The organism is Georgenia sp. Z1344 (genome assembly GCF_057652375.1).
Map to the genome: position 1 here is coordinate 1,933,647 of NZ_CM172728.1, position 25,300 is coordinate 1,958,946.

The 25,300-nt window shown below is 72.2% G+C and carries 23 protein-coding genes; 16 read left to right on the forward strand and 7 right to left on the reverse strand.

The genetic code is table 11. The features are described 5' to 3' along the window. Positions 1-5 precede the first annotated feature (5 nt). Positions 6-593, reverse strand: a complete 588-nt coding sequence (locus tag AC24FB_RS08725) for a class I SAM-dependent methyltransferase (RefSeq protein ID WP_463653325.1) — start codon at positions 591-593, stop codon at positions 6-8. Positions 594-794: 201 nt separating this feature from the next. On the opposite strand from AC24FB_RS08725, the gene AC24FB_RS08730 reads away from it, so the two are divergent. Further along, positions 795-2,033: an MFS transporter gene (locus tag AC24FB_RS08730; protein ID WP_425713797.1), complete on the forward strand. Its 1,239-nt coding sequence runs from the start codon at positions 795-797 to the stop codon at positions 2,031-2,033. After that, entirely contained in the window at positions 2,030-3,703 is a 1,674-nt protein-coding gene (locus AC24FB_RS08735) for a GMC family oxidoreductase (protein ID WP_425713796.1), read from the forward strand. The genes AC24FB_RS08730 and AC24FB_RS08735 overlap by 4 nt, the downstream gene beginning before the upstream one ends. A 114-nt stretch (positions 3,704-3,817) precedes the next feature. On the opposite strand, the gene mftR is transcribed toward AC24FB_RS08735, so the two are convergent. After that, a complete protein-coding gene (gene mftR, locus AC24FB_RS08740; protein ID WP_425713795.1) occupies positions 3,818-4,561 on the reverse strand; it encodes a mycofactocin system transcriptional regulator MftR in 744 nt (247 codons plus the stop codon). A 261-nt stretch (positions 4,562-4,822) separates the two neighbouring features. On the opposite strand from mftR, the gene AC24FB_RS08745 reads away from it, so the two are divergent. The 10 genes from AC24FB_RS08745 (at position 4,823) to AC24FB_RS08790 (ending at position 15,064) form a co-directional block, all read left to right on the forward strand. Then, positions 4,823-5,656 (forward strand): mycofactocin-coupled SDR family oxidoreductase, encoded by an 834-nt coding sequence (locus tag AC24FB_RS08745; RefSeq protein ID WP_425713794.1) that lies wholly within the window; start codon positions 4,823-4,825, stop codon positions 5,654-5,656. A gap of 193 nt (positions 5,657-5,849) precedes the next feature. Then, positions 5,850-6,686, forward strand: coding sequence for a mycofactocin-coupled SDR family oxidoreductase (locus AC24FB_RS08750; protein ID WP_425713793.1), 837 nt, complete (start codon positions 5,850-5,852; stop codon positions 6,684-6,686). A gap of 102 nt (positions 6,687-6,788) precedes the next feature. After that, positions 6,789-7,625: a mycofactocin-coupled SDR family oxidoreductase gene (locus tag AC24FB_RS08755; RefSeq protein ID WP_425713792.1), complete on the forward strand. Its 837-nt coding sequence runs from the start codon at positions 6,789-6,791 to the stop codon at positions 7,623-7,625. 100 nt (positions 7,626-7,725) lie between these two features. Continuing rightward, positions 7,726-8,562 (forward strand): mycofactocin-coupled SDR family oxidoreductase, encoded by an 837-nt coding sequence (locus AC24FB_RS08760; protein ID WP_425713791.1) that lies wholly within the window; start codon positions 7,726-7,728, stop codon positions 8,560-8,562. Positions 8,563-8,604: 42 nt separating this feature from the next. Further along, a complete protein-coding gene (locus AC24FB_RS08765; protein WP_487560161.1) occupies positions 8,605-9,438 on the forward strand; it encodes a mycofactocin-coupled SDR family oxidoreductase in 834 nt (277 codons plus the stop codon). Positions 9,439-9,586: 148 nt separating this feature from the next. Then, positions 9,587-10,475, forward strand: a protein-coding gene (locus tag AC24FB_RS08770; RefSeq protein ID WP_487560162.1) for an IS5 family transposase whose coding sequence is annotated in 2 segments (ribosomal slippage) — positions 9,587-9,981 and positions 9,980-10,475 — 891 coding nt in all. Because the reading frame shifts where the segments join, the coding sequence is not laid out codon by codon here. A gap of 215 nt (positions 10,476-10,690) precedes the next feature. After that, positions 10,691-11,710, forward strand: coding sequence for an AAA family ATPase (locus AC24FB_RS08775; RefSeq protein ID WP_425715249.1), 1,020 nt, complete (start codon positions 10,691-10,693; stop codon positions 11,708-11,710). Positions 11,711-11,734: 24 nt separating this feature from the next. Then, positions 11,735-12,682, forward strand: coding sequence for a vWA domain-containing protein (locus AC24FB_RS08780; protein ID WP_487561452.1), 948 nt, complete (start codon positions 11,735-11,737; stop codon positions 12,680-12,682). Between the two features lie 116 nt (positions 12,683-12,798). Then, on the forward strand, positions 12,799-14,064 hold the full coding sequence (gene mftD, locus AC24FB_RS08785; protein ID WP_425715251.1) for a pre-mycofactocin synthase MftD: 1,266 nt from the start codon (positions 12,799-12,801) through the stop codon (positions 14,062-14,064). A 178-nt stretch (positions 14,065-14,242) separates the two neighbouring features. Further along, positions 14,243-15,064, forward strand: coding sequence for a mycofactocin-coupled SDR family oxidoreductase (locus AC24FB_RS08790; RefSeq protein ID WP_425715252.1), 822 nt, complete (start codon positions 14,243-14,245; stop codon positions 15,062-15,064). Positions 15,065-15,373: 309 nt separating this feature from the next. On the opposite strand, the gene AC24FB_RS08795 is transcribed toward AC24FB_RS08790, so the two are convergent. After that, positions 15,374-17,080 carry an alpha/beta-hydrolase family protein gene (locus tag AC24FB_RS08795; RefSeq protein WP_425715253.1) on the reverse strand — a complete coding sequence of 569 codons (1,707 nt, stop codon included), beginning with the start codon at positions 17,078-17,080 and terminating at the stop codon, positions 15,374-15,376. A gap of 204 nt (positions 17,081-17,284) precedes the next feature. On the opposite strand from AC24FB_RS08795, the gene AC24FB_RS08800 reads away from it, so the two are divergent. From AC24FB_RS08800 to AC24FB_RS08815, 4 genes are all read left to right on the forward strand, one after another. Continuing rightward, complete coding sequence (locus AC24FB_RS08800; protein ID WP_425715254.1) at positions 17,285-18,643, forward strand: sensor histidine kinase; 1,359 nt, start codon at positions 17,285-17,287, stop codon at positions 18,641-18,643. After that, positions 18,631-19,272, forward strand: coding sequence for a response regulator transcription factor (locus tag AC24FB_RS08805; protein WP_425715255.1), 642 nt, complete (start codon positions 18,631-18,633; stop codon positions 19,270-19,272). The genes AC24FB_RS08800 and AC24FB_RS08805 overlap by 13 nt, the downstream gene beginning before the upstream one ends. Then, on the forward strand, positions 19,272-20,165 hold the full coding sequence (locus AC24FB_RS08810) for a DUF4097 family beta strand repeat-containing protein (protein ID WP_425715257.1): 894 nt from the start codon (positions 19,272-19,274) through the stop codon (positions 20,163-20,165). Before AC24FB_RS08805 ends, AC24FB_RS08810 begins: the two co-directional genes overlap by 1 nt. Positions 20,166-20,285: 120 nt before the next feature. Continuing rightward, entirely contained in the window at positions 20,286-21,728 is a 1,443-nt protein-coding gene (locus AC24FB_RS08815) for an alanine/glycine:cation symporter family protein (protein ID WP_425715258.1), read from the forward strand. Between the two features lie 172 nt (positions 21,729-21,900). Here the strand turns inward: AC24FB_RS08815 and AC24FB_RS08820 are convergent, their stop codons facing one another. The 4 genes from AC24FB_RS08820 to AC24FB_RS08835 all read right to left on the reverse strand — a co-directional run bounded on the left by AC24FB_RS08820 (position 21,901) and on the right by AC24FB_RS08835 (position 24,998). Beyond that, on the reverse strand, positions 21,901-22,416 hold the full coding sequence (locus AC24FB_RS08820) for a Dps family protein (RefSeq protein WP_425715259.1): 516 nt from the start codon (positions 22,414-22,416) through the stop codon (positions 21,901-21,903). A gap of 181 nt (positions 22,417-22,597) precedes the next feature. Further along, a complete protein-coding gene (locus AC24FB_RS08825) occupies positions 22,598-22,900 on the reverse strand; it encodes a hypothetical protein (RefSeq protein WP_425715260.1) in 303 nt (100 codons plus the stop codon). Between the two features lie 236 nt (positions 22,901-23,136). Then, positions 23,137-24,192, reverse strand: coding sequence for an LLM class flavin-dependent oxidoreductase (locus AC24FB_RS08830; RefSeq protein WP_425715261.1), 1,056 nt, complete (start codon positions 24,190-24,192; stop codon positions 23,137-23,139). Between the two features lie 89 nt (positions 24,193-24,281). Next, positions 24,282-24,998, reverse strand: coding sequence for an NADPH-dependent F420 reductase (locus tag AC24FB_RS08835; RefSeq protein WP_425715262.1), 717 nt, complete (start codon positions 24,996-24,998; stop codon positions 24,282-24,284). Between the last annotated feature and the right edge of the window lie 302 nt (positions 24,999-25,300).

Below are 25,300 nucleotides of genomic sequence, written 5' to 3' on the forward strand. Positions count from 1 at the left end.
GCGGCTCAGGCGTGCGTGAGGACGGCGACGAGGAAGTCCGACGACGGGCGCAGGGCGCGCAGGTCCCAGGTGCCGAGGAGGAGGTCGGGGGCGAGCCCGGCGGCTCCGGCGTCGGAGAGGAAGTCGTCGACCGGGTACCCGCGGTCGGGCCCGAAGCCGATCGCCGCGCGGCCGTCGGCGGCCAGGTGCCGTGCGAAGCCCTCGAGGGCGGGACGGCGCTCGGAGCGGGCGAGGAACGTCATGACGTTGCCGGCGCAGACGATCGCGTCGAACGGCTCGGCGGCGCCGGCGCGGTCGGCGAGCGCGGAGTCCAGGTCCGCGATGTCCCCGACCAGCCACTGCGGGCCCGGGTGGAGCGCGCGGGCCTCCTCGACGAGCTCGGGGTCCAGGTCGACGCCGACCACCACGTGGCCGGCGGCCGCGAGGTGCCCGCCGACCCGGCCCGTGCCGGCACCGGCGTCGAGGATCCGTGCGCCGCGGGGGACCAGCGCGTCGACGAGCCGCGCCTCGCCCGCCAGGTCCGCCTCGTTGTCCGCCATGCGTCGGAACCGCTCGATGTACCAGCGGGAGTGGCCGGGATTCTCCGCGAGCATCGCGGTCCAGCCGTTGACGTCGTCCACGTCCCGACACTAGCCGCGGGCCCGGTGCGGCGGGCAACGGTGTGGACGGGGGAGAACTGGCCGGAACGGCAGGTGGTGGGTGTGGCAGGACGCGAGGGCGGCGGCGTAGGTGCCGGTGTGGGTGGCGGTGCCCACGTCGGCGTCGTGCCCCGGGTGGGCGACAATGGCGAGGACATGACGACACCACCAGGGGCCGCGCCCGCACCGGGGGACGAGCCGATGCCGCGGGAGATCTGGGTCCTCGTCGTCGCCTCGTTCATCGTGGCCATGGGGTACGGCCTCGTCGCGCCCGTGCTGCCGACGTACGCGCGGTCGTTCGGGGTCGGGGTGACGGCGGCGACCGTCGTCGTCTCGGCGTTCGCCCTCATGCGGCTCGTGTTCGCGCCGGTCGGCGGAGGACTGGTGGGCCGGCTCGGCCCCCGGATCGTCTACGTGGCGGGCCTCGTCATCGTCGCGCTCTCGACGGGGGCGAGCGCGTTCGCCGGCGACTACTGGCAGCTGCTCGTGTTCCGCGGGCTCGGCGGCATCGGGTCGACGATGTTCACCATCTCCGCCGCGTCGCTGGTCATCGCGCTCGCCCCGGTGGCGAAACGTGGACGGGCGTCGGCGCTGTTCGGGTCGGGCTTCCTGCTCGGGAACGTCTTCGGTCCGGTGCTCGGCGCGGCCCTGTCCGGGCTCGGGCTGCGGGCACCGTTCGTCATCTACGGCGTGGGGCTGCTCGTCGCGGCCGCGGTGGTGGCCGTCTTCGTCCGGCCGTCGCGGGCCGAGCGCGAGGCGGCGAAGGCCCGCGTGGTCGCCGAGCCCGCGCAGCCGCCCATGCGGGTGGCCGAGGCCATGCGCGATCCCGCCTACCGGGCCTCGCTCGTCTCCGGGTTCGTGCACGGCTGGGCCAACCTCGGCGTGCGGATGGCGATCGTCCCGCTGTTCGCACTGACCGTGGCGGGCTCCGGGCAGTGGTCGCCCGGCGTGGCGCTCGCGAGCTACGCGATCGGCACGCTCGTGGCGCTGCGCTGGACGGGGAGCGCGATCGACCGGGTGGGGCGGCGGCCGCTGCTGCTCGGCGGGCTCGTCGTGTCCGCGGTGACCTCCGTGCTCATGGGCCTCTCGCCGCACGTGGTGATGGTGCTCGGGATGTCCGTCCTCGGTGGGCTGTCCGCCGCGGCGATCCAGCCCGCGCAGCAGGCCGTGCTCGCCGACGTCGTGGGGCGCGAGCGCAGCGGCGGGTCCGTCGTGGCGCGCAGCCAGATGGCGATGGACGCCGGCACGATCCTCGGCCCGATCGTCTCGGGCCTGCTCGTCGACGAGCTCGGGTACGCGTGGGCGTTCGGCCTGGCCGGGGTGATGCTGCTCGCCGGTGCGATGCCGTGGCGGACCGCGCCGGAGACGCTGGGGCGGGAGTCGCGGGAGACATGATCGAGACGGGGCGGGCGGCGGACGTCGTGGTGGTCGGGGCCGGCGCCGCCGGATGCGCCCTCGCCGCCCGGCTGGCGGACCTCGGCCGGCGCGTCCTCATCGTCGAGGCGGGCGCGTTCACCTTCGACCCCGTGGTGACGGTCCCCATGGGGTTCGTGCGCACGATGGTGCGGCCGGGCCTGTCGTCGCAGTACGAGGTGCGTCCGGCGCAGGAGGGGGTCGCGCCGGAGCCGGATGGTGCCTGTCCCGGGTCGGCTGGTGAGGAACCTGACCCGGCTGGTGACGACACCGGCGGGAACGCCCACGGCTCCTCCGAGACGTGGCTGCGCGGCCGCGGCCCCGGCGGCTCCACCCTCGTCAACGGCACGATGTACCTCCGCGGCGAGCCGCATCTCTACGACGCGCTCGCGGCCGACCTGGGCGCGCACTGGTCATGGCGCGAGTTCGAGCCGGCGTTCGAGGCGATCGAGCGCCGCCTCCCCGTGCCGCCGCCCGCGAGCGACCCGGGGGACTCGGAGGTGCTTCGGGCACTCGCCGGCGGGCTCGCCTCGACGGGGGTGCCGTTCGTACCCGACGTGCGTGCCGCCGTCGGGCCCCGTGCCGGACGGACGCCCGCGTCGATCGTGCGAGGCCGTCGCGCCGCCGCGTGGCGCCTCGTAGCTCGGCACCTCGCGACGGGGCGGGTGCGGCTGGTGCAGCGGGAGCGCGCGGTGCGGGTGGTCCTCGAGCGCGGCCGGGCGGTCGGGGTCGAGGTTGTCGACGCGAAGGGTCGGCGCCTGCTGCACCGCGGCCGGGAGGTCGTGCTCACGGCCGGTGCCCTGGAGACCCCGCAGCTGCTCGAGCGGTCGGGAGTCGGGGACCCCGACCGGCTCGCGTCGCTCGGCATCGAGCTGCAGGTCGCGTCACCGCAGGTGGGAGAGGGGCTCAGGGAGCAACGGGGCGCGACGGTCAAGGTGCGCGTCCGTGACGGCCTCGGGATGAACGCCGCTCTGCGGGGGCGGGGCCTGCGCCGCTCGGTCCTCGAGTACCTCCTCACCGGCTCCGGACGCCTCGCGCGCGGGCCCTACGACCTCGTGGCGTCCGTCGATTCTCGCGGCGGTCAACACCCTGACCTGCAGCTTCTCCTCACCGAGGTCTCCACCGACGACGACGGGCTGACCCCCAGCGGGCACGCCGGTCTCATGGTGCAGGCGTTCCCGCTGGTCCCGCGCGCCACCGGGTCCGTCCATGTGACCGGGGCGGACGTCGACGCGCCACCCGAGGTTCGCGGCCCGCTGCTCGGCGACCCCGCGGACCGGGAGATGGCCGCCCGGGCGCTCGAGGCCGCGCGCGCCGTCGTCGGGTCGGACGCGGTTGCCGCGATCGATGCCGAGGAGCTGGTGCCGGGACGTCTCGTGCCGTCCGGCGACGTCGCGGCTGCGGCGCGGTACGTGCGGGACACCGGCGGCGCGATCTTCCACTCGGTGGGCACGGCGGCGGCCGGCGGGACGGGCGCGGTGCTCGACGAGCGGCTGCGCGTGCGGGGTGTCGGCGGGCTGCGGGTCGCCGACCTGTCCGCCTTGCCCTCGCACACCTCGGGCGGGACGCAGTCGGTGGCGATGGCTCTCGGGCACCTGGCCGGCGGGTGGATCGGCGAGGACGGTGTGGCTGGCCGCGAGGCGCACCGTTGACGGCGCGGTGGGCGACGGAACTGCTGTGGCCGGCCCTCCGGCCAGGGTCGTTGTTTCCGGCGGAGGGGTGACGCGGGGTTCGTCGTCGTCGGTGATGGTCCTGGGGGCGACGTGCTAACGGGGTGGGTCGAGGCGCGCGGTGAGGGCGGCGGAGACGTCGGCGTCGAGCAGCTCAAGGTCCGTGACCGCGTCGAATGCGGCGTCGATGCAGGTGGCGAGGTCGGCTGAACGCCTCGGGATCCACTGGCGGTAGGCGGCGACGGCGACGGACAGTGCGACCTCGCCGACGAGCTGGGGGCCGAAGGCGGAGGCCTCGGCCTGGAGGCGGCGGGCCGCGAACTCGGCGATCGCGCGTCGCCAGCCCTGGAACTTGAGCAGGGATCGGGCGATGAGGTCGGGCTCGGTGAGGATGAGGCGGAGGCGTGCGCGGTGCTGCGCCATGCCCTCCGGCGGGACGCGGTTGAAGTCGACCACGGCGGTCCGCAGCGCCGCCATCATCGGGACGTCGTCGTCGACCTCGGCGAGGGCGGCACGCAGACGCTCGACCTCCGCCTCGAAGTCGCCCCACACCACGTCCGCCTTTGTCTCGAAGTAGCGGAAGAAGGTGCGCCGGGAGACGCCGGCCGCGGCGGCGATCTGCTCGACCGAGACGTTGGCGTACCCGTGCTCGGTGAAGAGCTCGACGCCGATCGTGGCGAGCTCGTGGTGCGTCGTCGCGCGAGGGCGGCCGGGGGGTCGGTCGGAACCGGTCGCGGCCCGGTCGTCGGGACCGCTCGTCGTCGTGTCGTCGTCTCCGGTGGGCCGTGCCGGGGCGCGCGGGCCGCCGCCCGCCCCGTCGTCGCTGACGTCGTCCTGCATCGCTCCGTCCCCTTCAGGAATCCATTGCAGTGGCACTCAGTGTCATATACGCTCCCATGAGGATCGTGTGGGCTGGCCCACACATCAGGACGAGGCCCTGGCGACCGTTCGAGGAGGAACGCATGACCCAGTCCACCACGGCACCGTCCTCGGCCTGATCCGCCGCCCGCGGCCTCGTGCGCGCGGGACCCGGCGAACGACCGAGAGGCGGGTGCCCTCCTCGGTCGCGCGCACCACCACACCGACGTGAGGAGCACAACCATGGCAGGACGACTCGAGGGCAAGGTCGCCTTCATCACCGGCGCGGCCAAGAGCCAGGGCAGGAGTCACGCGATTCGGCTCGCGCAGGAGGGGGCCGACATCATCGCCGTCGACATCCTCGAGGACATCGCCACGGCGCCCTACGCGATGGGGACCCAGGAGGAGATGGACGAGACGGTCCGGGCCGTCGAGGCGCTCGACCGGCGCATCGTCGCGCGGCAGGCCGACGTCCGGGACTCCGCCCGCCTGACCGAGGTGCTCGACGAGGGTGTGGCCGAGCTCGGGCGGCTCGACATCGTCTCCGCCGGTGCCGGGATCGTCTCGGGCTTCCGGCCGTCGGAGGAGATTGACGAGCAGACCTGGCAGGACATGATCGACATCAACCTCACCGGTGTGTGGAAGACGTGCAACGCGGCGATCCCGCACCTGCGTGCCTCCGGCGGCGGGTCGATCACCATCACGAGCTCTGTCGTCGCGCTCAAGCCGGCCCAGAACGTCGTGCACTACGTCGCCGCGAAGATGGGTGTCATCGGGGTCATGCGGGTGCTCGCGCTCGAGCTCGCGAAGGACAAGATCCGCGTCAACACCATCCACCCGACGACGGTGGCGACGGACATGACGTTCATGCAGCCGATGTACGACCTGTTCCGGCCCGACCTCGAGAACCCGACCAAGGAGGACTTCCTCGAGGTGACGCACACGCTCAACCCGTACCCGGTCGACCTCATCGAGTCGATCGACCTGTCCAACGCGCTGCTGTTCCTCGCGTCGGACGAGGCGCGGTACGTCACGGGCATCGAGTTCCCGGTCGACGCCGGGAACCACATCGGGTGACGTGTGGCCGGGAAGCTGTAGCGGACGGACTCAGCCCGGAATATCCATCCGGATGCATGAGTTGGAGCCGGTGACGACGAGGACAGGCGGCGAGCCGCAGGTGGCGCCCGGCGACCGGCGCGGACCGCCCGCCCCACGTCCGTCATGACCGAGAGATCCGTTTGAGCATCACGACACGAAGGAGTTGATCGATATGGCTGGCCGTCTCGAGGGCAAGGTTGCGCTGATCTCGGGAGGTGCACGCGGGCAGGGGCGCTCGCACGCGGTGCGTCTCGCCGAGGAGGGCGCGGACATCATCACGTTCGACATCGCCGCGCCGGTCGAGGGCGTCAAGTACCCGGCGCCGACCGAGGAGGACCTCGCGGAGACGGTGCGCCAGGTCGAGGCCCTGGACCGCCGGATCGTCGCCCGGGTCGCCGACGCGCGCGACTTCGCGGCTGTGTCCGCCGTCGTCGACGAGGGCGTCGCTGAGCTCGGCGGGCGCCTCGACATCGTGTCGGCCAACGCCGGCATCTTCACCTTCGGCTCCCCGGCGATCGAGGAGTCCGAGGAGGACTGGGACACGATGCTCGACATCAACCTCAAGGGTGTCTGGCACACGGTCAAGGCCGCCGCCAAGCACATGATCGAGGCCGGCAACGGTGGGTCGGTCGTGCTCACGTCGTCGACCGCGGGGATCCTCGGCACGCCGAACGTCGGCTCCTACACGGCGGCCAAGCACGGCGTCGTCGGGCTGATGAAGACGCTCGCCAAGGAGCTCGGCCCGCACCGGATCCGCGTCAACACGATCCACCCGACCTCGGTCAACACCCCGATGGTGCTCAACCAGGCGCTCTACGAGCTGTTCGCCCCGGACCTGGAGAACCCGACCGAGGAGGTCTTCCGCGAGCGGCTGCAGGCGCTGCACGCCCTGCCGATCTCGGCGATCGACCCCGTGGATCTCTCGAACGCCATCCTCTTCCTCTCCTCGGACGAGGGTCGCTACGTCACGGGTACGCAGCTGAAGATCGACGCCGGCTTCACGCTCTGACCGATCGGTGCCCCGGCGTGCGCGGCCGCGCCGGGGCGCCGCCCGCACGGGCCGCAGCACCGCGGCACACGCATTCCCACGACGACGAAGGAGCTTGACGACATGACGGGTCGCCTCGAGGGCAAGGTTGCCTTCATCACCGGTATCGCGCGGGGGCAGGGTCGCAGTCACGCGGTCCGGCTCGCGGAGGAGGGCGCAGACATCATCGGCGTCGATCTCCTCGAGGACGTGCCGCTGATCCCCTACGCGGGCGGCACCCAGGCCGACATGGACGAGACCGTGCGTCAGGTCGAGGCGCTCGACCGCCGGATCATCGCCGCCAAGGTCGACATCCGGGACGAGGCGGCGATGCAGGCGTTCGTCGACTCCTCGGTCGCCGAGCTGGGCGGCCGGCTCGACATCGTCAGCGCCAACGCCGGGATCTCCGGCCCGATGATGCCGACCATCGAGCTCGACCACGAGGCGTGGGCGCAGATGATCGACATCAACCTCACGGGCCAGTGGATCACGACGAAGGTCGCGGCCCCGCACATGATCGCGGCCGGCAACGGCGGTTCGATCGTGCTGACGAGCTCGGGTGCGTCCCTGCGGGCGAACGCGAACATCGCGCACTACTCGGCCGCCAAGGCCGGCGTTGTCTCCCTCATGCAGACGCTCGCCAAGGAGCTCGGTCCGCACTCGATCCGGGTCAACTCGGTGCACCCCACCCAGGTCGAGACGCCGATGATCATGCACGACGCGCAGATCAAGATCTTCCGGCCCGACCTCGAGAACCCGACCGAGGACGACTTCGCCGAGGCGTCGCGATCGCTGCACGTGTTGCCGATCCCGTGGGTCCAGTCGGTCGACATCTCCAACGCGATCGTCTTCCTGTCGTCGGAGGAGGGGCGCTACATCACCGGCGTCCAGCTCCCGATCGACGCCGGCGGTTCGCTCTGACCCATCGGTGCCCCGGCGTAGGCGGCCGCGCCGGGGTGCCGCCCCCAGTTGACAGGTCGCGAACGGTTCACCACTGATCACGACGAAGGAGTCTGGAGTCATGGCAGGACGAGTAGCAGGCAAGGTCGCCTTCATCTCGGGAGGTGCGCGGGGGCAGGGTCGTAGCCACGCCGTGCGCCTGGCCGAGGAGGGCGCCGACATCATCACGTTCGACATCGCGGAGGACGTCCCCAACGTGCCGTACGCCGGTGCCACGGAACAGGACCTTGCCGAGACGGTGAGGCAGGTCGAGGCGCTCGACCGCCGGATCATCGCTCGCAAGGTCGACGTGCGCGACGCGGAGGCCGTCAAGGCGCTGGCCGACGAGGGCGTCGCGGAGCTTGGCAGCATCGACATCGTCTCCGGCAACGCGGGGATCATCTCCGGACTCGCCCCGGCGCACGAGCTGCCGGTCGAGGTCTGGAAGGACATGATCGACATCAACCTCTCCGGCGTGTGGAACACGTGCCGAGCCGCCATTCCACACATGAAGGCCGGACGGCGTGGCGGCTCGATCGTGCTGACGAGCTCGGCCGCCGGCCTCATGCCGTACGCGAACTCCGCGCACTACGTCGCTGCGAAGCACGGGGTGGTGGGACTCATGCGCTCGCTCGCGCTGGAGCTCGGGCCCGACAACATTCGCGTCAACTCGATCCACCCCACCCAGGTGGACACGCCCATGATCCAGAACGACGCGACATGGAAGCTCTTCCTCCCGGCCGAGGAGCATCCCACCCGGGAGCAGTTCGGGGAGGTCTCGAAGGGGATGCAGGTGCTTCCCACCCCCTGGGTAGATGCGCGCGACATCTCCAACGCCCTTCTGTTCCTCGCCTCGGACGAGGCGCGGTTCATCACCGGCGTCCCGCTGCCCGTCGACGCGGGCACCCTCATCAAGTAATCGACCTCGACCACCACACTCACGACGAAGGAGTCACGAATCATGGCAGGACGTATGGAAGGCAAGGTCGTCTTCATCACCGGGGCCGCCCGAGGGCAGGGACGCAGCCACGCGCTGCGCCTGGCCGAGGAGGGCGCCGACATCATCGCGATGGACATCGCCGGACCGGTCGAGGGCTTCTCCCAGTACGAGCCCGCGAGTCCGGATGACCTGGCGCAGACCGTCCGAGAGGTCGAGGCGCTGGACAGGCGGATCATCGCTGAGGAGGGCGACGTCCGGAACCCGGATCGCCTCAAGGAGGTCGTCGACAAGGGCGTGGCAGAGCTCGGTGGCCGCCTCGACGGCATCGTGGCGAACGCAGCAATCGCCAACATCAATCACTGGCACGCCTTCTCGCAGGAGGAGTGGCAGACGACGATCGACATCAATCTGACGGGCGTGTGGAACACGGTCCGCGCAGCCGCGCCGACGATGATCGACGCGGGCAACGGCGGTTCGATCGTTCTCATCTCGTCGGCCAACGGCATCAAGGCCGGTCCGTTCAACGCTCCGTACAACGCGGCCAAGTTCGGCGTCACGGCGCTCGGCAAGTCCTTCGCTATGGAGATGTCGAAGCAGAGAATTCGGGTGAACACCATCCATCCGGGACCGGTGGACACCCTCATGGGCAACGGAGCGATGGGAATCATCGGTGACCTCGATCGGGAGAGCCCGGGCATTCTGCCGATGGCCAACGTGTGGCCGCGGCCGGAGGGTGACCCGAACTTCATGTCGCCGAGGGAGATCTCCAACGCGATTCTCTACCTCCTGTCCGACGAGTCCACCTGGACCACCGGATTGGCGATGAACGTCGACCAGGGCATGTCGCAGTACTGAGAACCAGGAGTGGAGCGCCTTCCCGGTGAGGAGCGAGCTGATGCGGCTCGTCCCCACCGGGAACGCGCGAACGGGCAGGCACCGGACGAGTGCGGCCCCTAGGGCGTGTCTCCTAAGCGGTGGCCCGGGTGTGCGTGAGTCTGGGTGGATGAGTCGCAGAAGTGTGTTGTCCGACGCGCAGTGGGAGACGATCGAGTCGCTGTTGCCTGCTCAACGTCCCTGGTCAGGTAGACCCAGGCGGGATCACCGCCAGGTGATCGAGGGAATCATCTACCGCTACCGGTGCGGTCTGGCCTGGCGAGATCTGCCCGAGGAGTTCGGGCCCTGGCAGACCGTCTGGAAGCGCCATCGAGCCTGGGCTCAGGACGGAACCTGGGACCGGGTCCTCGACGCTCTCCTGGTCCGCGCCGACGCCCAAGGAGAGCTGGACTGGTCGGTCGCGGTCGACTCCACGATCTGCCGCGCTCACCAGCACGGCACGAACCTGGCCCGCACCACAGGGGGAGCTGTGGAATCACAAGAATCTGCGCGTCGAGCCTCCTGATCACGCGTTGGGCCGTTCCCGAGGCGGACTGTCGACAAAGATCCATCAGCTCGTCGACGGGCACGGACTACCCCTGGTGATCCTGTGCGGGCCCGGCCAGGGCGGCGACTCACCCATGCTGCGCCCGTTGCTCGATGCCCTCTCGATCGACCGAGCCGGGCCCGGTCGCCCTCGAACGAGACCGGACATGCTGCGTGGCGACAAGGCCTACTCCTCGCGCGCCACCCGGCAGGCTCTGCGCCGTCGCGGCATCAAATGCGTCATCCCCGAGCCCCGCGACCAGCAGCAACACCGGCGCAACCGCGGCTCACGCGGTGGCCGGCCCGTCGGACTGGACACCGAGGCCTACCGCGGCCGCAACGTCATCGAACGCGGATACAGCGATGTCAAACAATGGCGCGCGCTGGCCACCCGCTACGACAAGCTCGCACTGACCTACCGAGCAGGAGCCGTCCTGCGAGCCGTCACCCAATGGCTCAACCACCTGCTTTAGAGACATGCCCTAGCTGGCGCTGGGGTTGCGGCATGAAGGCGCAGCAGAGCCCCCCGGAATATCCATGCGTCTGCATGCGCTGGAGTGTGTGACAACGAACGTTCAGCGAAGTCGCAGGCCCGACCTCCCAACCTCAGTCTCGACGTGTACCAACCGCAATCTCGACGAGCACGAACCGCAATCTCGACGAACAGAACTTCCACCGAAGGCGAGACATGACCACCCAGTCCACCGGGACCCGAGACACCGGCTACGTCACCCGCATGCGGGACCACGTCGGGCAACGCGTCGTCGGGCGCGAGCACGAGCTCGACCTCGTGCTCGCCGCGGTCGCCGCCGGTCGGGACATCCTGCTCGAGGGCCCGCCGGGCACGTCGAAGTCGACCCTTCTTCGGGCGATCGCGGAGGAGTGGGGGATCCCGTTCGTCCTCGTCGAGGGCAACGCGGACCTCACGCCGAGCAAGCTCATCGGCGGGCACGACCCGTCCCGCGTGCTGCGCGAGGGCTACAAGGACGAGAACTTCGTCGACGGTCCGCTCGTCCGCGCCATGCGCGAGGGCGGCTTCCTCTACATCGAGGAGTTCAACCGCGCCCCCGACGACACCCTCAACACCCTCCTCACCGCGATGGCGGAGCGCGAGGTCACGGTGCCGCGCGTCGGCTCGGTCACCGCGCAGCCGACCTTCCGGATCATCGCCTCGATGAACCCCTACGACAACGTCGGCACCACCCGGTTGTCCTCCTCGGTCCACGACCGGTTCAACCGGCTCGTCGTCGACTACCAGGGGGCCGACGACGAACGGGCCATCGTCGCCCTGCGCACCGGCCTCGGCCCCTCGGACTCGATCGGCACGATCACCACCCCCGACGACGACGACCAGCTCCCCGCGGATCTCGCCGCAGCGCTCGTGGCCGACTCCGTGGCACTCACGCGCGCCACCCGCGACCACGAGGACACCCGCCAGGGCAGCTCGGTGCGCGGGGCGATCGACCTCGCCCTCGTCGGCGCCCAGCTCCTCGCGATGCGGGGGATCGAGACTCCCGGCGAGGGGCGCCTGACCGACGAGGACACCCCGCGCCGTCGGTACGCCGAGTCGATGCGGGACGCCGCGATGGTCGCCCTGTCCGGCCGCCTCCACGTCGACGCCGCGAGCGCGACCACACCGGAGCGCGTCGTCCAGGAGATCTGGGAGGACCACTACCTCCTGCACCCCGCGGCGGCCGCCGGTGGTTGAAGAGAGATCGCGGCCGACTCACCGATCCGTCGCCGGAGCGAGAAGTCCGCGGGGCGTCGTCGTCGGCCGAAGGTCCTCGACGAGGACCCCACCGTCTTCGAGCCGGCCACGGGTGAGGGCGGCGGACAGGTCCTCGTCGCCCGCGGCGAGGGCACCGGGCCGGGCGCCAAGGTGCGCGGTTCCGCCGCGCCCGGCGAGACCGGCGAGGACGGCGTCGTCGTCGCGCTGGAGGACCTCGAGGAGGACGCCGACGCCGAGGCGCTGCGCCGCGCCCGAGAGATCGCCGCGGCCCTCGCCATCCCCCAGCCGCCACGACGCGAGAACGCCCGCCGCGGACTCGGCGACCTCGAGTCGCTGCCGTTCGTGGGCGGGGCCGACGAGATCGACCTCGAGGCCACCGTCGACAACCTCGTCGCCAACCCCGTCCCCGACGCCCGGGACGTCGTGGTCCGCGAACGGATCCGGCAGCGCCGCGCCGTCGTGCTCGTCGTGGACGTCTCCGGCTCGATGCGCGGGGAACGCGTGCGGGCCGCGGCCGCAGCGGTCGGCGCGCTCGTCGGCGAGCTCGGGCGTGACGACCTCTCCGTCGTGGCCTTCTGGTCCGACGCCGCGATCCTCGCGCCGATGGGCAGAGGGGTCTCGTCGTCGGAGATCCTTGAGCTACTCGTGCGGATCCCCGCGCGCGGGCTCACCAACGTCGAGCTGCCCCTGCGGCTCGCACGCGACGAGCTCGCGACCGTCCCGGGCGCGGAGGGACGGGTCCTGCTGCTCTCCGACTGCGTCCACAACGCCGGGCCGGACCCGCGCAGTGTCGCCTCGACCCTCCCGCGCCTCGACGTCCTGCTCGACACGACCGGGGAGAAGGACGTCGACCTCGGCAGGGACCTCGCCGGGCTCGGACGGGGGACACTGGAGACCGTGCGGTCCCACCGGGACCTGCCGGCCGCGCTGTCCCGGATCCTCGCGTCGTGAGAGCGACCCAGGACGACCCGTGACCGACCGGCACCACCCAGACCAGGCCCGCGGCGCCACGCCGTCGGGCACACCGGCGCGAGCATCGCGCCTCGAGAAGTAAGGACAGCAAGCCCATGGCCAACCCGTGGTTCGAAAGCGTCATCGAGGCGCAGCGCCGGGCGCGCAGGCGCCTCCCGAAGTCCGTCTACATGGCACTCGTTGCGGGCTCGGAGCGCGGTACGACCGTACGCAGCAACATCGACTCGTTCTCCGAGCTCGGCTTCGCCCCGAGGATCACGAACAACGCGATGAACCCGGACACGTCGACGACGATCATGGGGGCGCCCGTCGACCTTCCCGTGATGATCTCGCCGACCGGGGTCCAGGCCGTCCACCCGGACGGAGAGCTGGCCGTCGCGCGCGCCGCGGCCAACCGTGCTGCGGCGATGGGCCTGGGGGCATACTCGTCGAAGCCGATGGAGGACGTGATGGACGCCAACCCGGGGCGCACGTTCTTCCAGCTGTACTGGTCAGGAGGGCGCGACCAGATGGCCGCGCTCGCGCAGCGCGCGAAGGACGCCGGCGCCGCGGGCCTCATCGTCACGCTCGACTGGACGTCCGGCTACGGCCGCGACTGGGGCAGCCCCGAGATCCCCGAGCAGATGAACATCAAGACCATCCTCGGGTACATCCCCGAGATCGTCCTCGGCGGCAAGTTCGACTACGCGCTCGACTGGGCGAAGACCCTGCGCCCGCCGGAGCTGTCCGTGCCCAACGCGGTGCTCAAGGGCGAGCGGGCCCCTGGCTTCTTCGAGGCGATGGGTGTCTGGCGCCAGACCGAGATCCCGAGCTGGGACGACATCGCCTGGCTCCGCGAGCAGTGGGACGGGCCGTTCATGGTCAAGGGCATCACCCGGGTCGACGACGCGCGCGCCGCCCGCGACGCCGGCGCGAGCGCCATCTCCGTGTCGAACCACGGCGGCAACAACCTCGACACGACACCCGCGACCATCCGGCTCCTCCCGGCGATCGCCCAGGCCGTGGGGAACGAGATCGACGTCCTCATGGACGGCGGTGTCCGCCGTGGCTCCGACGTCTACAAGGCGCTCGCCCTCGGCGCGAAGGCCGTCCTCATCGGCCGCGCCTACCTGTGGGGCATGAGCGCCAACGGGCAGGCCGGCGTCGAGAACGTCCTCGACATCATGCGGGACGGGCTCAAGGCCGCGATGATGGGCAACGGCGACAAAGCCCTGGCCGACATCTCGATCGACGACCTCGTCATCCCGCCGAACTTCGCGATCACCGCGGGCGGCGACGAGGGCAACGTGTGGGGCGCGCCGGAGCTGCGGCCGCAGTCCGCGATCGACTCGAAGAGCCGCGGGGAGCGCCCGACCGTCTGACCGGGCTGCGGGACTCCCGGGCCCGACCCACCGGTGGGGGGCAGGTGACGCGTACGGAGCCCCCGACGAGTCACTTGCCCCCCACTGGTCGGACGCCAGGCTCGCCGGTGCCAGACGGGCCGGCCGGGACCTGGCCACCACGACCACCGGATCGACACACGAGAGCAAGGAGTCAGAGTTGTCCAACGAGCTGCAGGGCAAGGTTGCCCTTATCACCGGAGCCGCCCGCGGTCAGGGCCGCACGCACGCCGTCAAGCTGGCGTCGATGGGTGCCGACATCGTCGCCTACGACATCGCGGGATCGGCCGGGGAGTTCCTGCCCTACCCCGCGGCGACGACCGAGGACCTCGCCGAGACGCGGCGCCTCGTCGAGGAGCTCGACCGGCGCATCCTCACCGTGCAGGGCGACGTCCGGGACAAGGCTGCGCTCCGGGCGGCCGCCGATCGCGCGGTCGCGGAGCTGGGAAGCATCGACGTCGTCGTGGCGAACGCCGGCATCTGCGAGCCGGCCAAGTGGCAGGACATCACCGACGAGTCGTGGCAGGCCACCATCGACATCAACCTCACCGGCGTCTGGAACACGATCACCGCGACGGCGCAGCACATGATCGACGCCGGCAACGGCGGATCGGTGATCGTCACCTCGAGCTACGCCGGCAAGAAGGTGCAGCCGATGATGATCCACTACACGTCCTCGAAGCACGCCCTCGTGGGCCTGACCCGCGGGTTCGCGATCGAGCTCGGGCTGCACGGCATCCGCGTGAACTCCGTCCATCCGGGAGGCGTCGCCACGCCGATGGGCGGCGGCGGCATGCTCGACGCGATCGCGGAGTCGACCAAGGAGAACCCGAAGGTCAATCAGATGGGGCAGTCCTTCATGGAGCCGGGGTGGCTCGAGCCGGAGAAGATCTCCGACGTCGTGGCCTTCCTCGCGTCCGACGCCTCCGGAGGGATGACGTCGGAGCACCTGAGCGTGGACCTCGGCACGCAGTACTTCTGACCGGGCCTACTCGGCCCACGGATGGGGGGAAAGTGACGCGTTCGGTGCCCCTGGCGCGTCGCATTCCCCCCAGCAGTGAGGGGCAGGTCGGTCCGCCCGTGTCGAGAGTGCGGCTGAGGGACCCAGCCGCACTCTCGACAGAAGCTGGGCGACGTCGCGCTCGTGCCGGGCACGAGGCTGAGCCGCACTCTCGACCGGCGTGGCGCTCTGGACCGCACTCTCGACCGAAACGGCGCTCCCAACCGCAATCTCGACGGGCACCAACCGCAATCTCGATGCGCACCAACCGCAATCTCGACGGGAGCGGGGCTACCGGCCCGGGACGAGGCCGGCGCGGACGACCGCCTGCAGGTCGCTGTGGTCGACGTCGAGCTCGCCGCCGAGGACGGCGGCCCAGCTGGGCAGCAGCTCGGAGTGGTAGCTGTGCGCGGTGCCGCCGTGCAGGGTGACGGACCGGGGCATGTCGACGGCGATCTGCCAGAACGTCACCCACGGGTACCAGTTGACGGCCGTCGAGACCTGGCGGCCGGCCTTCTCCCGGATCCACCGGGGGGCGCGCCACAGCAGGTCCGGCGACCACATGACCACGGGGTCGTTGCTGTGCTGGTGGAACACGAACCTCGGCGACTCCCACTCGACGTACGGCTCGCCGAACGCCCCGTGCGTCAGCTCGCTGGGCCGTGACACGAACCGGACGTGCCGCCCGTGGTCGACGATCGGCAGCACCTCCGGGGACCCGCGGCGGGACGACGCGACGAGCTCGCGCCACATGCGCGTGAACCGGGGCGTGCCGATCCAGACCCCGCCGTCCGTGCGGGCGAGCATGTCGGCGGCCGACGAGAACGCGGCGAGCCCCCCGTCCGTGCCGAGGGACTCCCCGCCGACGAACAGCTTGGGCTGCCTGTCCTCCGGGAGCGCACGCACCGCACGCTCGACGGCCTCGAAGAGCGCGACCCCGGCGCGCCGGGCGGTCTGCCGGTCGTAGACGAACGCGAGCCCGCTCGGCAGGTAGGAGTACTGCATCGAGACGATCGCGCAGTCCCCGCCCGTGAGGTACTCGATCGACGAGCCGTTCCACTCCTGGACCCAGCCGGACCCGGTCCCGGTCAGCACGAACACCGCCGACCGCTCGAGCCCGCCGGCCCGGATCAGCTCGCGGCACGCAGCCGCGGCCGTCTCCTCGATCTCCCGGTCCTCGAGGAACCCGGCGTACGCGCGGATCGGCTCGCGCGCGGGCCGCCCCGTCACCCGCTCGATGTCCGCGCGTCGCGGCCCGTCGCTGACGAACACCTGCCCGTGCCGGCCGAGCGTGTCGAAGGACTCCGCCGACGCCGCCGATCCGGAGCGCTCCGGCTCCAGCGGCTCCGACCGGCCGGGCGCCCGGCGTGCGTTCTGGTCCTTGGCCTGGACGGCGAGCCGGCGCAGCACCCGGCGGACGAGGAAGCGGTCGGAGGCGTAGAGGACGCCGGCCGCCGCGATCCCGGTGGACAGCGCGGGGACGAGGACCTTCGGCGCGACCCGGCGCACGGCCGGCGAGATGGCGTGGGCGCCGGCGGTCGTGGCGCGGGCGGCGAGGAGGACGGCGCCGAACCCCGCCGTGCCGGCCGCGAGCCCCGCGGCCTGCCCCACCGCGGAGACCGGCGCGGTGTCCGCGAGCTCGGCGATCTCCCGCTGCCGGCGCAGCGAGAGCAGGAACGCCGCTCCCGTGCCCACGCCGAGCGCCCCCTGCCACGCGGCCTTGACCCGGCGCTCCGCACGCGGCGACAGGTCCGAGCTGACCCGCGCGAGCCGGCCGGCGCCGCGCGCCACCCCGACCACGCCCTCGCCCACGAGGTAGCCGTAGGCCTGCGAGAGCCCGACGTTGACCGCCGTCATCCACCACTGCCGCGGCAGGAGGGAGGGGCCCAGGGCCACCCAGGTCGCGATCTGCGCCCCGGACGACCCGGCGTTGTCGAGCGCGCGAAGGATCGGGCGGGTGCGGCGCAGCGCGCCGCGAGCAAGTGAGCGCCTGGCCATGGCCCCATCCTCGCAAACCGGTCCGACGCCGTCGTCCGCCGTTCGGCTGACCTCCGCGCCCCGCGTACGGGGCCGGGTCGCACCCGGGACGGGCTGGTCTCCCACCGACGACGGCGGGGGTCCACCCCGTGGGGGATATCCCCCAGGAACCACCTCCGGCAGCACCCTGCCGGGCGGCGCCCGCGGCGCAATAGCGTGACCGTCATGAACACGACCTCTCCCGCCGCAGGTGGCGCCGTCCCGGCCGCGGTCCCGGCCGCCGCCGTGGGCCCCGCCGACCGCACGCCGGCCGCCGAGCGACGCCGCGGCGTCCTCGCCCGCACCGCGGACCTCACGGTCTCCGGGTTCGCCGACCTCGTCTTCTCCGGCGTCGTCAGCCTCTCGCTCACGATCCTCGTCGTCACCCTCGGTGCCACCGGCGTCGGGCTCGCCGTCCTCCTCGTCGGCCTCGCGCTGCTGCTCGGCACCCTCTACCTCCTGCGGTGGAGCGTCGAGCTGCACCGCTGGAAGGCCCGGTCGCTCTACGGCGTCCCGACCGCGATGGGCTGGCGCCGGCCGCCGCCCCACGCCCGCGCCCCCGGGTTCGGCGGCTACCTCGCCCGCCAGTGGGACCACCTCAAGGACGGCGAGCTGTGGCGCGGCCTCGGCCGCATGGTGGCCGGCGCGATCCTCGGTCTCGTCGTCCTCGCGTTCGTCGTCTGGGCCGCCCAGCGCGTCGGCATCCTCGTGGCCGCCCTCGCCCGCGGCTACACGGGCGTCCCGTTCGGCCCGTGGGTGCTCGAGACCTGGGCGCTCGCGCTGGTGACACTCCTCGTCGTCGTGCTCGCCGTCCTCGCCTGCCTGCTGTTCGCCCACATGTCCCGCGCGATGGACGCGGAGCTGCTCGGCGCCGTCACCCGCGCCCAGTACAGCGAGCGCATCGACCGGCTCGAGGGGGCGCGCCACGGCGCGGTCTCGGCCGCCGAGGACCAGCGCCAGCGCATCGAGCGCGACCTGCACGACGGCGTCCAGCCGCAGCTCGTCAACGTGGCGATGACCCTCGACATGGCGCGCCGCGCGTTCGCCACGAACCCGGCCGAGGCGCAGGCGCTGCTCGACGAGGCGCACTCCTCGTCGAAGGAGGCCATCACCTCGCTGCGCCAGACGGTGCGGGGCATCCACCCGGCCGTCCTCACCGACCGCGGGCTCGACGCCGCGCTCTCGGCGCTCGCCGCCCGCTCGACGGTGCCGGTCGACCTGGCCGTCGAGCTCGACGGGCGGCCCGGTCCCGAGGCGGAGGCCACCGTGTACTTCGTCGTCGCCGAGGCTCTCAACAACGTCACCAAGCACGCCTACGCGTCCTCCGCACGCGTGACGGTCCGGCCGATCGGTCCCGAGGGCGAGCACCTCCAGGTCGTCGTCTCCGACGACGGCGGTGGCGGCGCCACCCTCGAGGCCGACGAGACCCACACCGGGCTGCGCGGCATCCGCGACCGGCTCGCCGCGGTCGGCGGCTCGCTCACCGTGACCAGCCCCCACGGCGGCCCGACGACGATCATGGGTGAGCTCCCGTGCGGATCGTGATCTGCGAGGACTCCGTCCTCCTGCGCGCCGGGCTCGAGCGGCTGCTCTCCTCCGCCGGCCACGAGGTCGTCGCCTCGCTGCCGGACACCACCGACCTGCTCGAGGCGGTCCGCCCCGGGGTCGACCTCGCGCTCCTCGACGTGCGCATGCCGCCGACGTTCACGGACGAGGGCGTGCGGGCCGCGGTCGAGCTGCGCCGCCGCGACCCGAGCATCGCGGTCCTCCTGCTCAGCCAGTACGTCGAGCACGCCTACGCGGCGGACCTCGTGGCCCAGCACCCGCAAGGGCTCGGCTACCTGCTCAAGGACCGCGTGGCCGACGTCGGCGACTTCCTCGAGGACGTCGACCGCATCGCCGCCGGGGGCACCGTCCTCGACCCGGAGGTCGTCTCCCAGATCCTCGTCCGGACCCGAAGGAGCCAGCCGTTGTCCGACCTCACCCCGCGCGAGAAGCAGGTGCTCGCGCTCATGGCCGAGGGCCGGTCGAACGGCGCGATCGCGGCCGCCCTCAAGGTCTCGCCCGGATCCGTGGAGAAGCACGTCTCCGCGATCCTCCTCAAGCTCGACATCCCCAACACCCGAGACGAGAACCGCCGTGTCCTGGCGGTCCTGCGCTACCTGGAGTCCTGATGAGCACCGACGACACCACCCGCGAGCTCCCCACCACCCGCACCGACGACCCCGGCCGACCCGGTCGCCCCGGCGAGCCCACCCGCGCCGGCCGACCCGGCCGCACGATCCTCGTCGGCATCTCGGCGCTCCTCGTCGGCGCGTCCGCCGTCGGACCGGCCTTCGGCTACGTCCAGGGCCGCGACGACGGGCAGCCGATCGACGAGAGCGGCACGACCGCGGCGACCAGCTTCGCGATCGACGCCGACCGCGCCGACGTCACCATCGTGCGCACCGACGGCGACGAGATCGAGTGGTCGGTGACCGGCGGCCGGGCCACCACGCGGGTCGAGCTGACCGAGGACGGCGACACCGCGCGGCTCGAGGTCGACGACGCCCGCGAGATCTGGCTCGACGTCGGCCCGTCGTTCGACGTCAGCTGGATGGGCAGCGCGGTCACCCCCACGGCGCGCGTCACGCTGGCCGTGCCCGAGGGCACCGACATCGACGTCGCGAACGACTTCGGGCAGCTCGAGGCGGAGGACGTGGCGCTCGGCGACCTCGGGGTGTCCGCCTCGTTCGGGAGCGTCCGGGTCTCGGGGTCGGCGGAGAACCTCGACCTCGAGCTGGACTACGGCGACGCCACCGCGACCGACCTCGCCGTCACCGGGACGATCGAGATCTACTCCGACTTCGGCGACGTCGAGCTCCGGTCGCCCGAGGTGCCCGCGGCGGTCGACGTCGAGTCCTCCTTCGGGGACGTCACCGTGGCCCTGCCGCCCGCGAACTACTCCGTCTCGCACACGTCCGACCTGGGCGAGGCCAGCGACCGGCTCGAGAAGAACGGGGACGGCGACCCGGTCCCGGTGCGTCTGCACACGAGCTTCGGGGCCGTGACCGCCGAGACCTACTGACGACGGGGCCGCGACCTGCTGACGTCGGGGGCCGCGACCTACTGACCTCCGGCGCCGCGCGTGGCAGGATCTGCCCACCGCGGCGCCGCGAGGGTGCTGCTCGTGGTGGGGGAGCACGGCATGGAACGGATCGAGACCGTCCTCGGCGAGATCAGCGCATTCATCTGGGGGCCGTGGGTCCTCATCCCCCTCCTGGGGCTCACGGGCGTCCTGCTCACGATCCGCCTGCGGGGCATCCAGTTCCGGACCCTCGGCGCGGCGCTCCGGCTCGGCATCGGTCGCCGCAAGGACGAGGGGGCCGAGGACGGTGACCTCTCCCAGTTCCAGGCCCTGACCACGGCCCTCGCCGCCACGGTCGGGACCGGCAACATCGTGGGCGTCGCCACCGCGATCGGCATCGGCGGGCCCGGCGCCCTGTTCTGGATGTGGGTCACCGGCCTGTTCGGCATGGCCTCGAAGTACACCGAGGCGTTCCTCGGCGTCCGCTTCCGCACGACCGACGCCGCCGGCGAGAAGTCCGGCGGCCCGCAGTACTACCTCGAGCGCGGGATCCGCGGGTCGCTGGGGAAGTTCCTCGGCCTGTTCTTCACGATCGCGGCCGCGATCGCCGCGTTCGGCATCGGCAACATGACGCAGGGCAACTCGATCGCCGGCAACATCGAGGGCTCGTTCGGCGTGGACCGGTGGATCACCGGCATCGTGCTCACGGTCTTCGCGCTGATCGTCCTCGTCGGCGGGATCAGGTCGATCGGCCGCGTGACTGCCGCGTTCGTCCCGGTGATGATCGTCTTCTACGTGCTTGGTGCGGTGTTCATCCTCGCGGTCAACGCGGGCGACCTGCCGGCTGCGCTCGGCCTGGTGTTCACCGACGCCTTCACCGGCACCGCGGCGACCGGCGGCTTCGTCGGGTCCACGATCATGCTCGCCGTCCAGTTCGGCGTGGCCCGCGGCATCTTCTCCAACGAGTCCGGCATGGGGTCCGCCGCGATCGCCGCGGCCGCCGCGCGGACGACGCACCCCGTGCGCCAGGGGCTCGTCTCGATGACGCAGACGTTCATCGACACGATGATCGTCGTCACCTGCACGGGTCTGGTCATCGTCACCACCGGCGTGTGGGACGTGGGCGAGGACGGCGCCGACACGATGACCGGCGCCGCGTTCAGCCACGGGCTGCCGGGCGACTGGGGCCACTACATCGTGACGATCGCGCTGGCGATGTTCGCGTTCTCCACCGTGCTCGGCTGGGCCTACTACGGCGAGCGCTGCATGGAGCGGCTCTTCGGCCGCCGGCTCGTCATGCCCTACCGGATCGTGTTCTCGCTCGTGGTCTACGTGGGCTGCACCGTCCCCCTCGCCGCGGTCTGGAACTTCTCCGACGCCGCCAACGGGCTCATGGCCCTGCCCAACCTCATCGGGCTCGTCATCCTGTCCGGCCTCGTGGCCCGCGAGACGCGGCACTACCTCCGCCACGACCCGAGGCTCGAGGCCACGAAGGACGAGGTCGACGCGTTCATGGCGGGTCATCCCGGCGGCATCGACACCTATGAGGAGACCGGGCGGTAGGACCACGCACGACGGCGAACGGCGACGAGCGACGACGCCGGACGACGACGAGCTGCGGGTCGACGTGGGCCGGCGTCGCGCGACGACCCCGCTCCGCAGGTGATCGTGGGCCGACGACGACGGGGCCCGGGCAGCAGCGCTGCCCGGGCCCCGTCGAACGTGCCTCGTGAGGTCAGGCCTCGGTGACCTGGCCCGCGCCGTTGTCGAGGTGCGCGCGGACGAACCACTGGAACTTCTCGAGCTCGGCGGTCTGGCCGATGAGGAGGTCCTCGGTCATCGGGTCGACCTCGCCGGTGGCCGTGATGGCCTTGCGGTGGTCCTCGATGACGCCGGTGTAGACGTGGTCGATCGCGGCGAGGTGCTCCTGCGTGCTCGCGCGGCCCACGGCGTAGTCCTCCCACGTGCGGTCCTTGACGAGCGCGCCGGGGGTGCCGATCGGCTCGGCGCCGAGGGTGGCGATGCGCTCGGCGACCTCGTCCGCGTAGCCGCGCACGAGCTCGATCTGCGGGTCGAGCATCTCGTGCACCGCGATGAAGTTCGGGCCCACCACGTTCCAGTGCGCGTGCTTGAGCGTGAGGTGGAGGTCGTTGAGGGCGTGGAGGCGGTGCTGCAGCTCGTCCGCGACGGAGCGCCCCTCGGTCAGGGAGAGGCCCGGGACGGTGTAGCCGGAGTTCGTGGAGTCAGCCATGATCAACCCTTCCGCGGCGGGTGACGCCGCTTGTCTCTGAGTCCCGCTCGGGGCGCGTCGTGCGGCGTCCGGCGGTGCGGGACGAACAGGTTCCATGCTAGTCGGGGCCGGGCTGAGGCGGCCACCGGAACCGCATGATTCCGCCCCTGGAGAGATGTCTGACCTGACACGCAGGAAAGGCTCACCTGCCCGCGAGGACCGCCGTGACGTCGTCCAGACCGGTGTGTGCGGTGAGGGCGAACCAGATCCCGAGCACGACGCCGAGCACGCCCACGGCGACCGCCCACATCGGTGGGCGACGGGCGGGGTCCTCGCTGCTGCGGAACCGCAGGAGGAGGGCGATGAACGCCCCGAGCAGGAAGCCCGCGGCGACGACCTGGAAGACGTCGAGACGGAAGTACTCGACGACCTGTCCGTTGACCGTGCGCATGTTCTCGATGTGGAAGTTGAGCACGAACGGCAGGACGGCGAAGATCGCGGTCACCCAGGTGGGGGCGGGGATCCTCTGGTGCCACCTCGGGGCGGAGGCAGTGCCGGTGGCGGGGGCGCCGAGTCCTGGGGGCGCGCGGGCAGCGGGGTGGCCATGGCTGCATCGTGCCTGGCCACGGCGGTCGCCGCCGGGCGTGGGCGGGGGAGCGCTGCCCGGTCAGAGGTCCCCGGTCAGCGCTCCCGGGTCCGTCGGTCGCGGACCGGCGGGCCGCTTGCGGCTCCCGGTCAGCGCTACTTCGCGAGCAGCCGCTCGACGCGCGGCCTCACCTCGGTGGCCATGAGCGTGATCGACTCGTGGACGTGCTCGGTCGGCACGCCGCCGAGGTCCATCTGCAGGAAGTGCCGCTCGTGGCCGAGGTGGCGCCAGGCGTCGACGATACGCTCGGCGACGGAGTCCGGGTCGCCGACGACGTACGCCCCCTCGCCCTGCGCCTGCGCGAGGTAGGCCCGCTGGTCGGGCTCGGCCCACCCGCGCAGCCGGCCCATGTCGAGGTTGATCGCGTACCAGCCGGGGTAGTACCGCTCGAGGGCCTCCGTCGTCGTCGGCGCGACGAGGCCGAACGATCCCACGGAGACGCGCGCCCGCTCCGGGGCGTGCCCGGCCTGGGCGGCCGCGCGGCGGTAGAGCTCGACCTGCCGGGCGAACCGCGCGAAGGTGCCGCCGATGATCCCGAACGACAGCGGGAGACCCATCTGCCCCGTGCGCAGGGCGGAGGACGGGTTGCCGCCCGTGGCCACCCAGATCGGCAGCGAGCCGTGCACGGGCCGCGGCACGACCTCGAGGTCGTCGATCGCCGGGCGCGTCCGTCCGGACCAGGTCACCCGGGTGCCGTCCGCCTCGTTGAGCGCGAGCAGGAGGGAGAGGCGGTCCGCGAACAGCTCGTCGTAGTCCTGCAGGTCGTGGCCGAACAGCGGGAACGTCTCGACCGACGAGCCGCGCCCCGCGATGATCTCCACCCGGCCGCCGCCCGCGAAGGCGTCCGCGGTGGCGAACTGCTGGAACACCCGCACCGGGTCGTCGGTCCCGATGATGCTCGCGCCGGACGACAGGACGATGTCCTTCGTGGTCGCCGCCGCGGCGGCGAGGATCGTCCCGGGTGACGACGCCGGCGTCTCCGCCGTGTGGTGCTCCCCGACGGCGAAGAACTCCAGGCCCGCGCGGTCGGCGTGCTGGATCGTTCCCAGCAGCTTGGTCATCGCCTCGTGCGAGGGGTGCGGGGACAGGTCGTCGTTCCGCAGGGCGTCGCCGAAGCTGTAGGCGCCGAGCTGGATCGTGGGTGCGGGCACGGGAGGTCCTTCGTCCGTTGGGGTGCTGAGGGGTGGTGGCGCGGCGACGCGTGGTGCCGGCGCCGCGCGTCGGGTGGGTCGGTCGGCGGTCAGCTCGCCACGGCGTACCCGGCCTCGGCGAGGATCGCGCGGATCTCCGCGGCGTCGTGGCGCCTCCCGTCGAAGATCTCCGTGCCCTGCTGGAGGTGGGCGGCGGCGGCGAGCGGACCGGCGTCGACGGCGTCGAACCCGAGCGCCTCGACGAGGGCGGCGACGCGGGCGGTCGCGGCCGGGTCGTCGGAGGCGACGGCGAGCGCCCGACGCTCCGGGTCGCCCGCGGGGCGGGCGTCCTCCTCGAGCTCGTGGTAGCCGATGTGGTTGAGGGCGCGCACGACGGTGGCGCCGGGCAGGTGCTCCGCGAGGACCTCGCTGGAGGAGCGGGGGTCCTCCTCGAGCCGGGCGATCGTGCCGTCGACGGGCGGCCAGTAGTTCATCACGTCGACGACGGTTCGGCCGGCGAACGTCGCCGGGTCGAGCGTGGCGGCCCGGTGGAGCGGCAGAGCGAGGACGACGAGGTCGCACGCCGCGGCGTCGGGGATGTCGACGGCGCTCGCTCCCGGCGCGCTGACCTCGACGAGGAGAGAGTTCTCCACGGCCGGTCGGTGCGTGGCGACGCGGACCTCGTGGCCGACGGCCACCAGTGCGCGGGCGAGGGCGGTGCCGACGCGACCGGCGCCGACGATGCCGATGGTCGGACGCGCGGTGGGCCCACCGGCGGCGGACGGAGCGCCCGAGGCGCCCGGGGTGGTCGTGCTGTCGTGAGTCACGTGCTGCTCCTGGCGCGGGCGACGGCCCGCTTCGATGCGAAGTGATCTATATCGGGCAACACGTGTCCTGCCCGCGTTGTTCCACGAGGCAGGGAGCGGGTGTGCGGGTGGCGGCGGATGCGCGGTGCGTGGGCGGCGGAGCGGGTGCGCGCGGTGCCGGCGTCGTGCGGGGGATCCGGGGTGCGCGCGAGACGCACGGCGTGAGATCCGCCGTCCGGGCGTCGTCGTCGGGAAGACTGGCCCTCCCGCGGGAGCCGCCCGCGGCGGGAACCCGGCCCGAACCCGGGGTGACCGGGTACGCC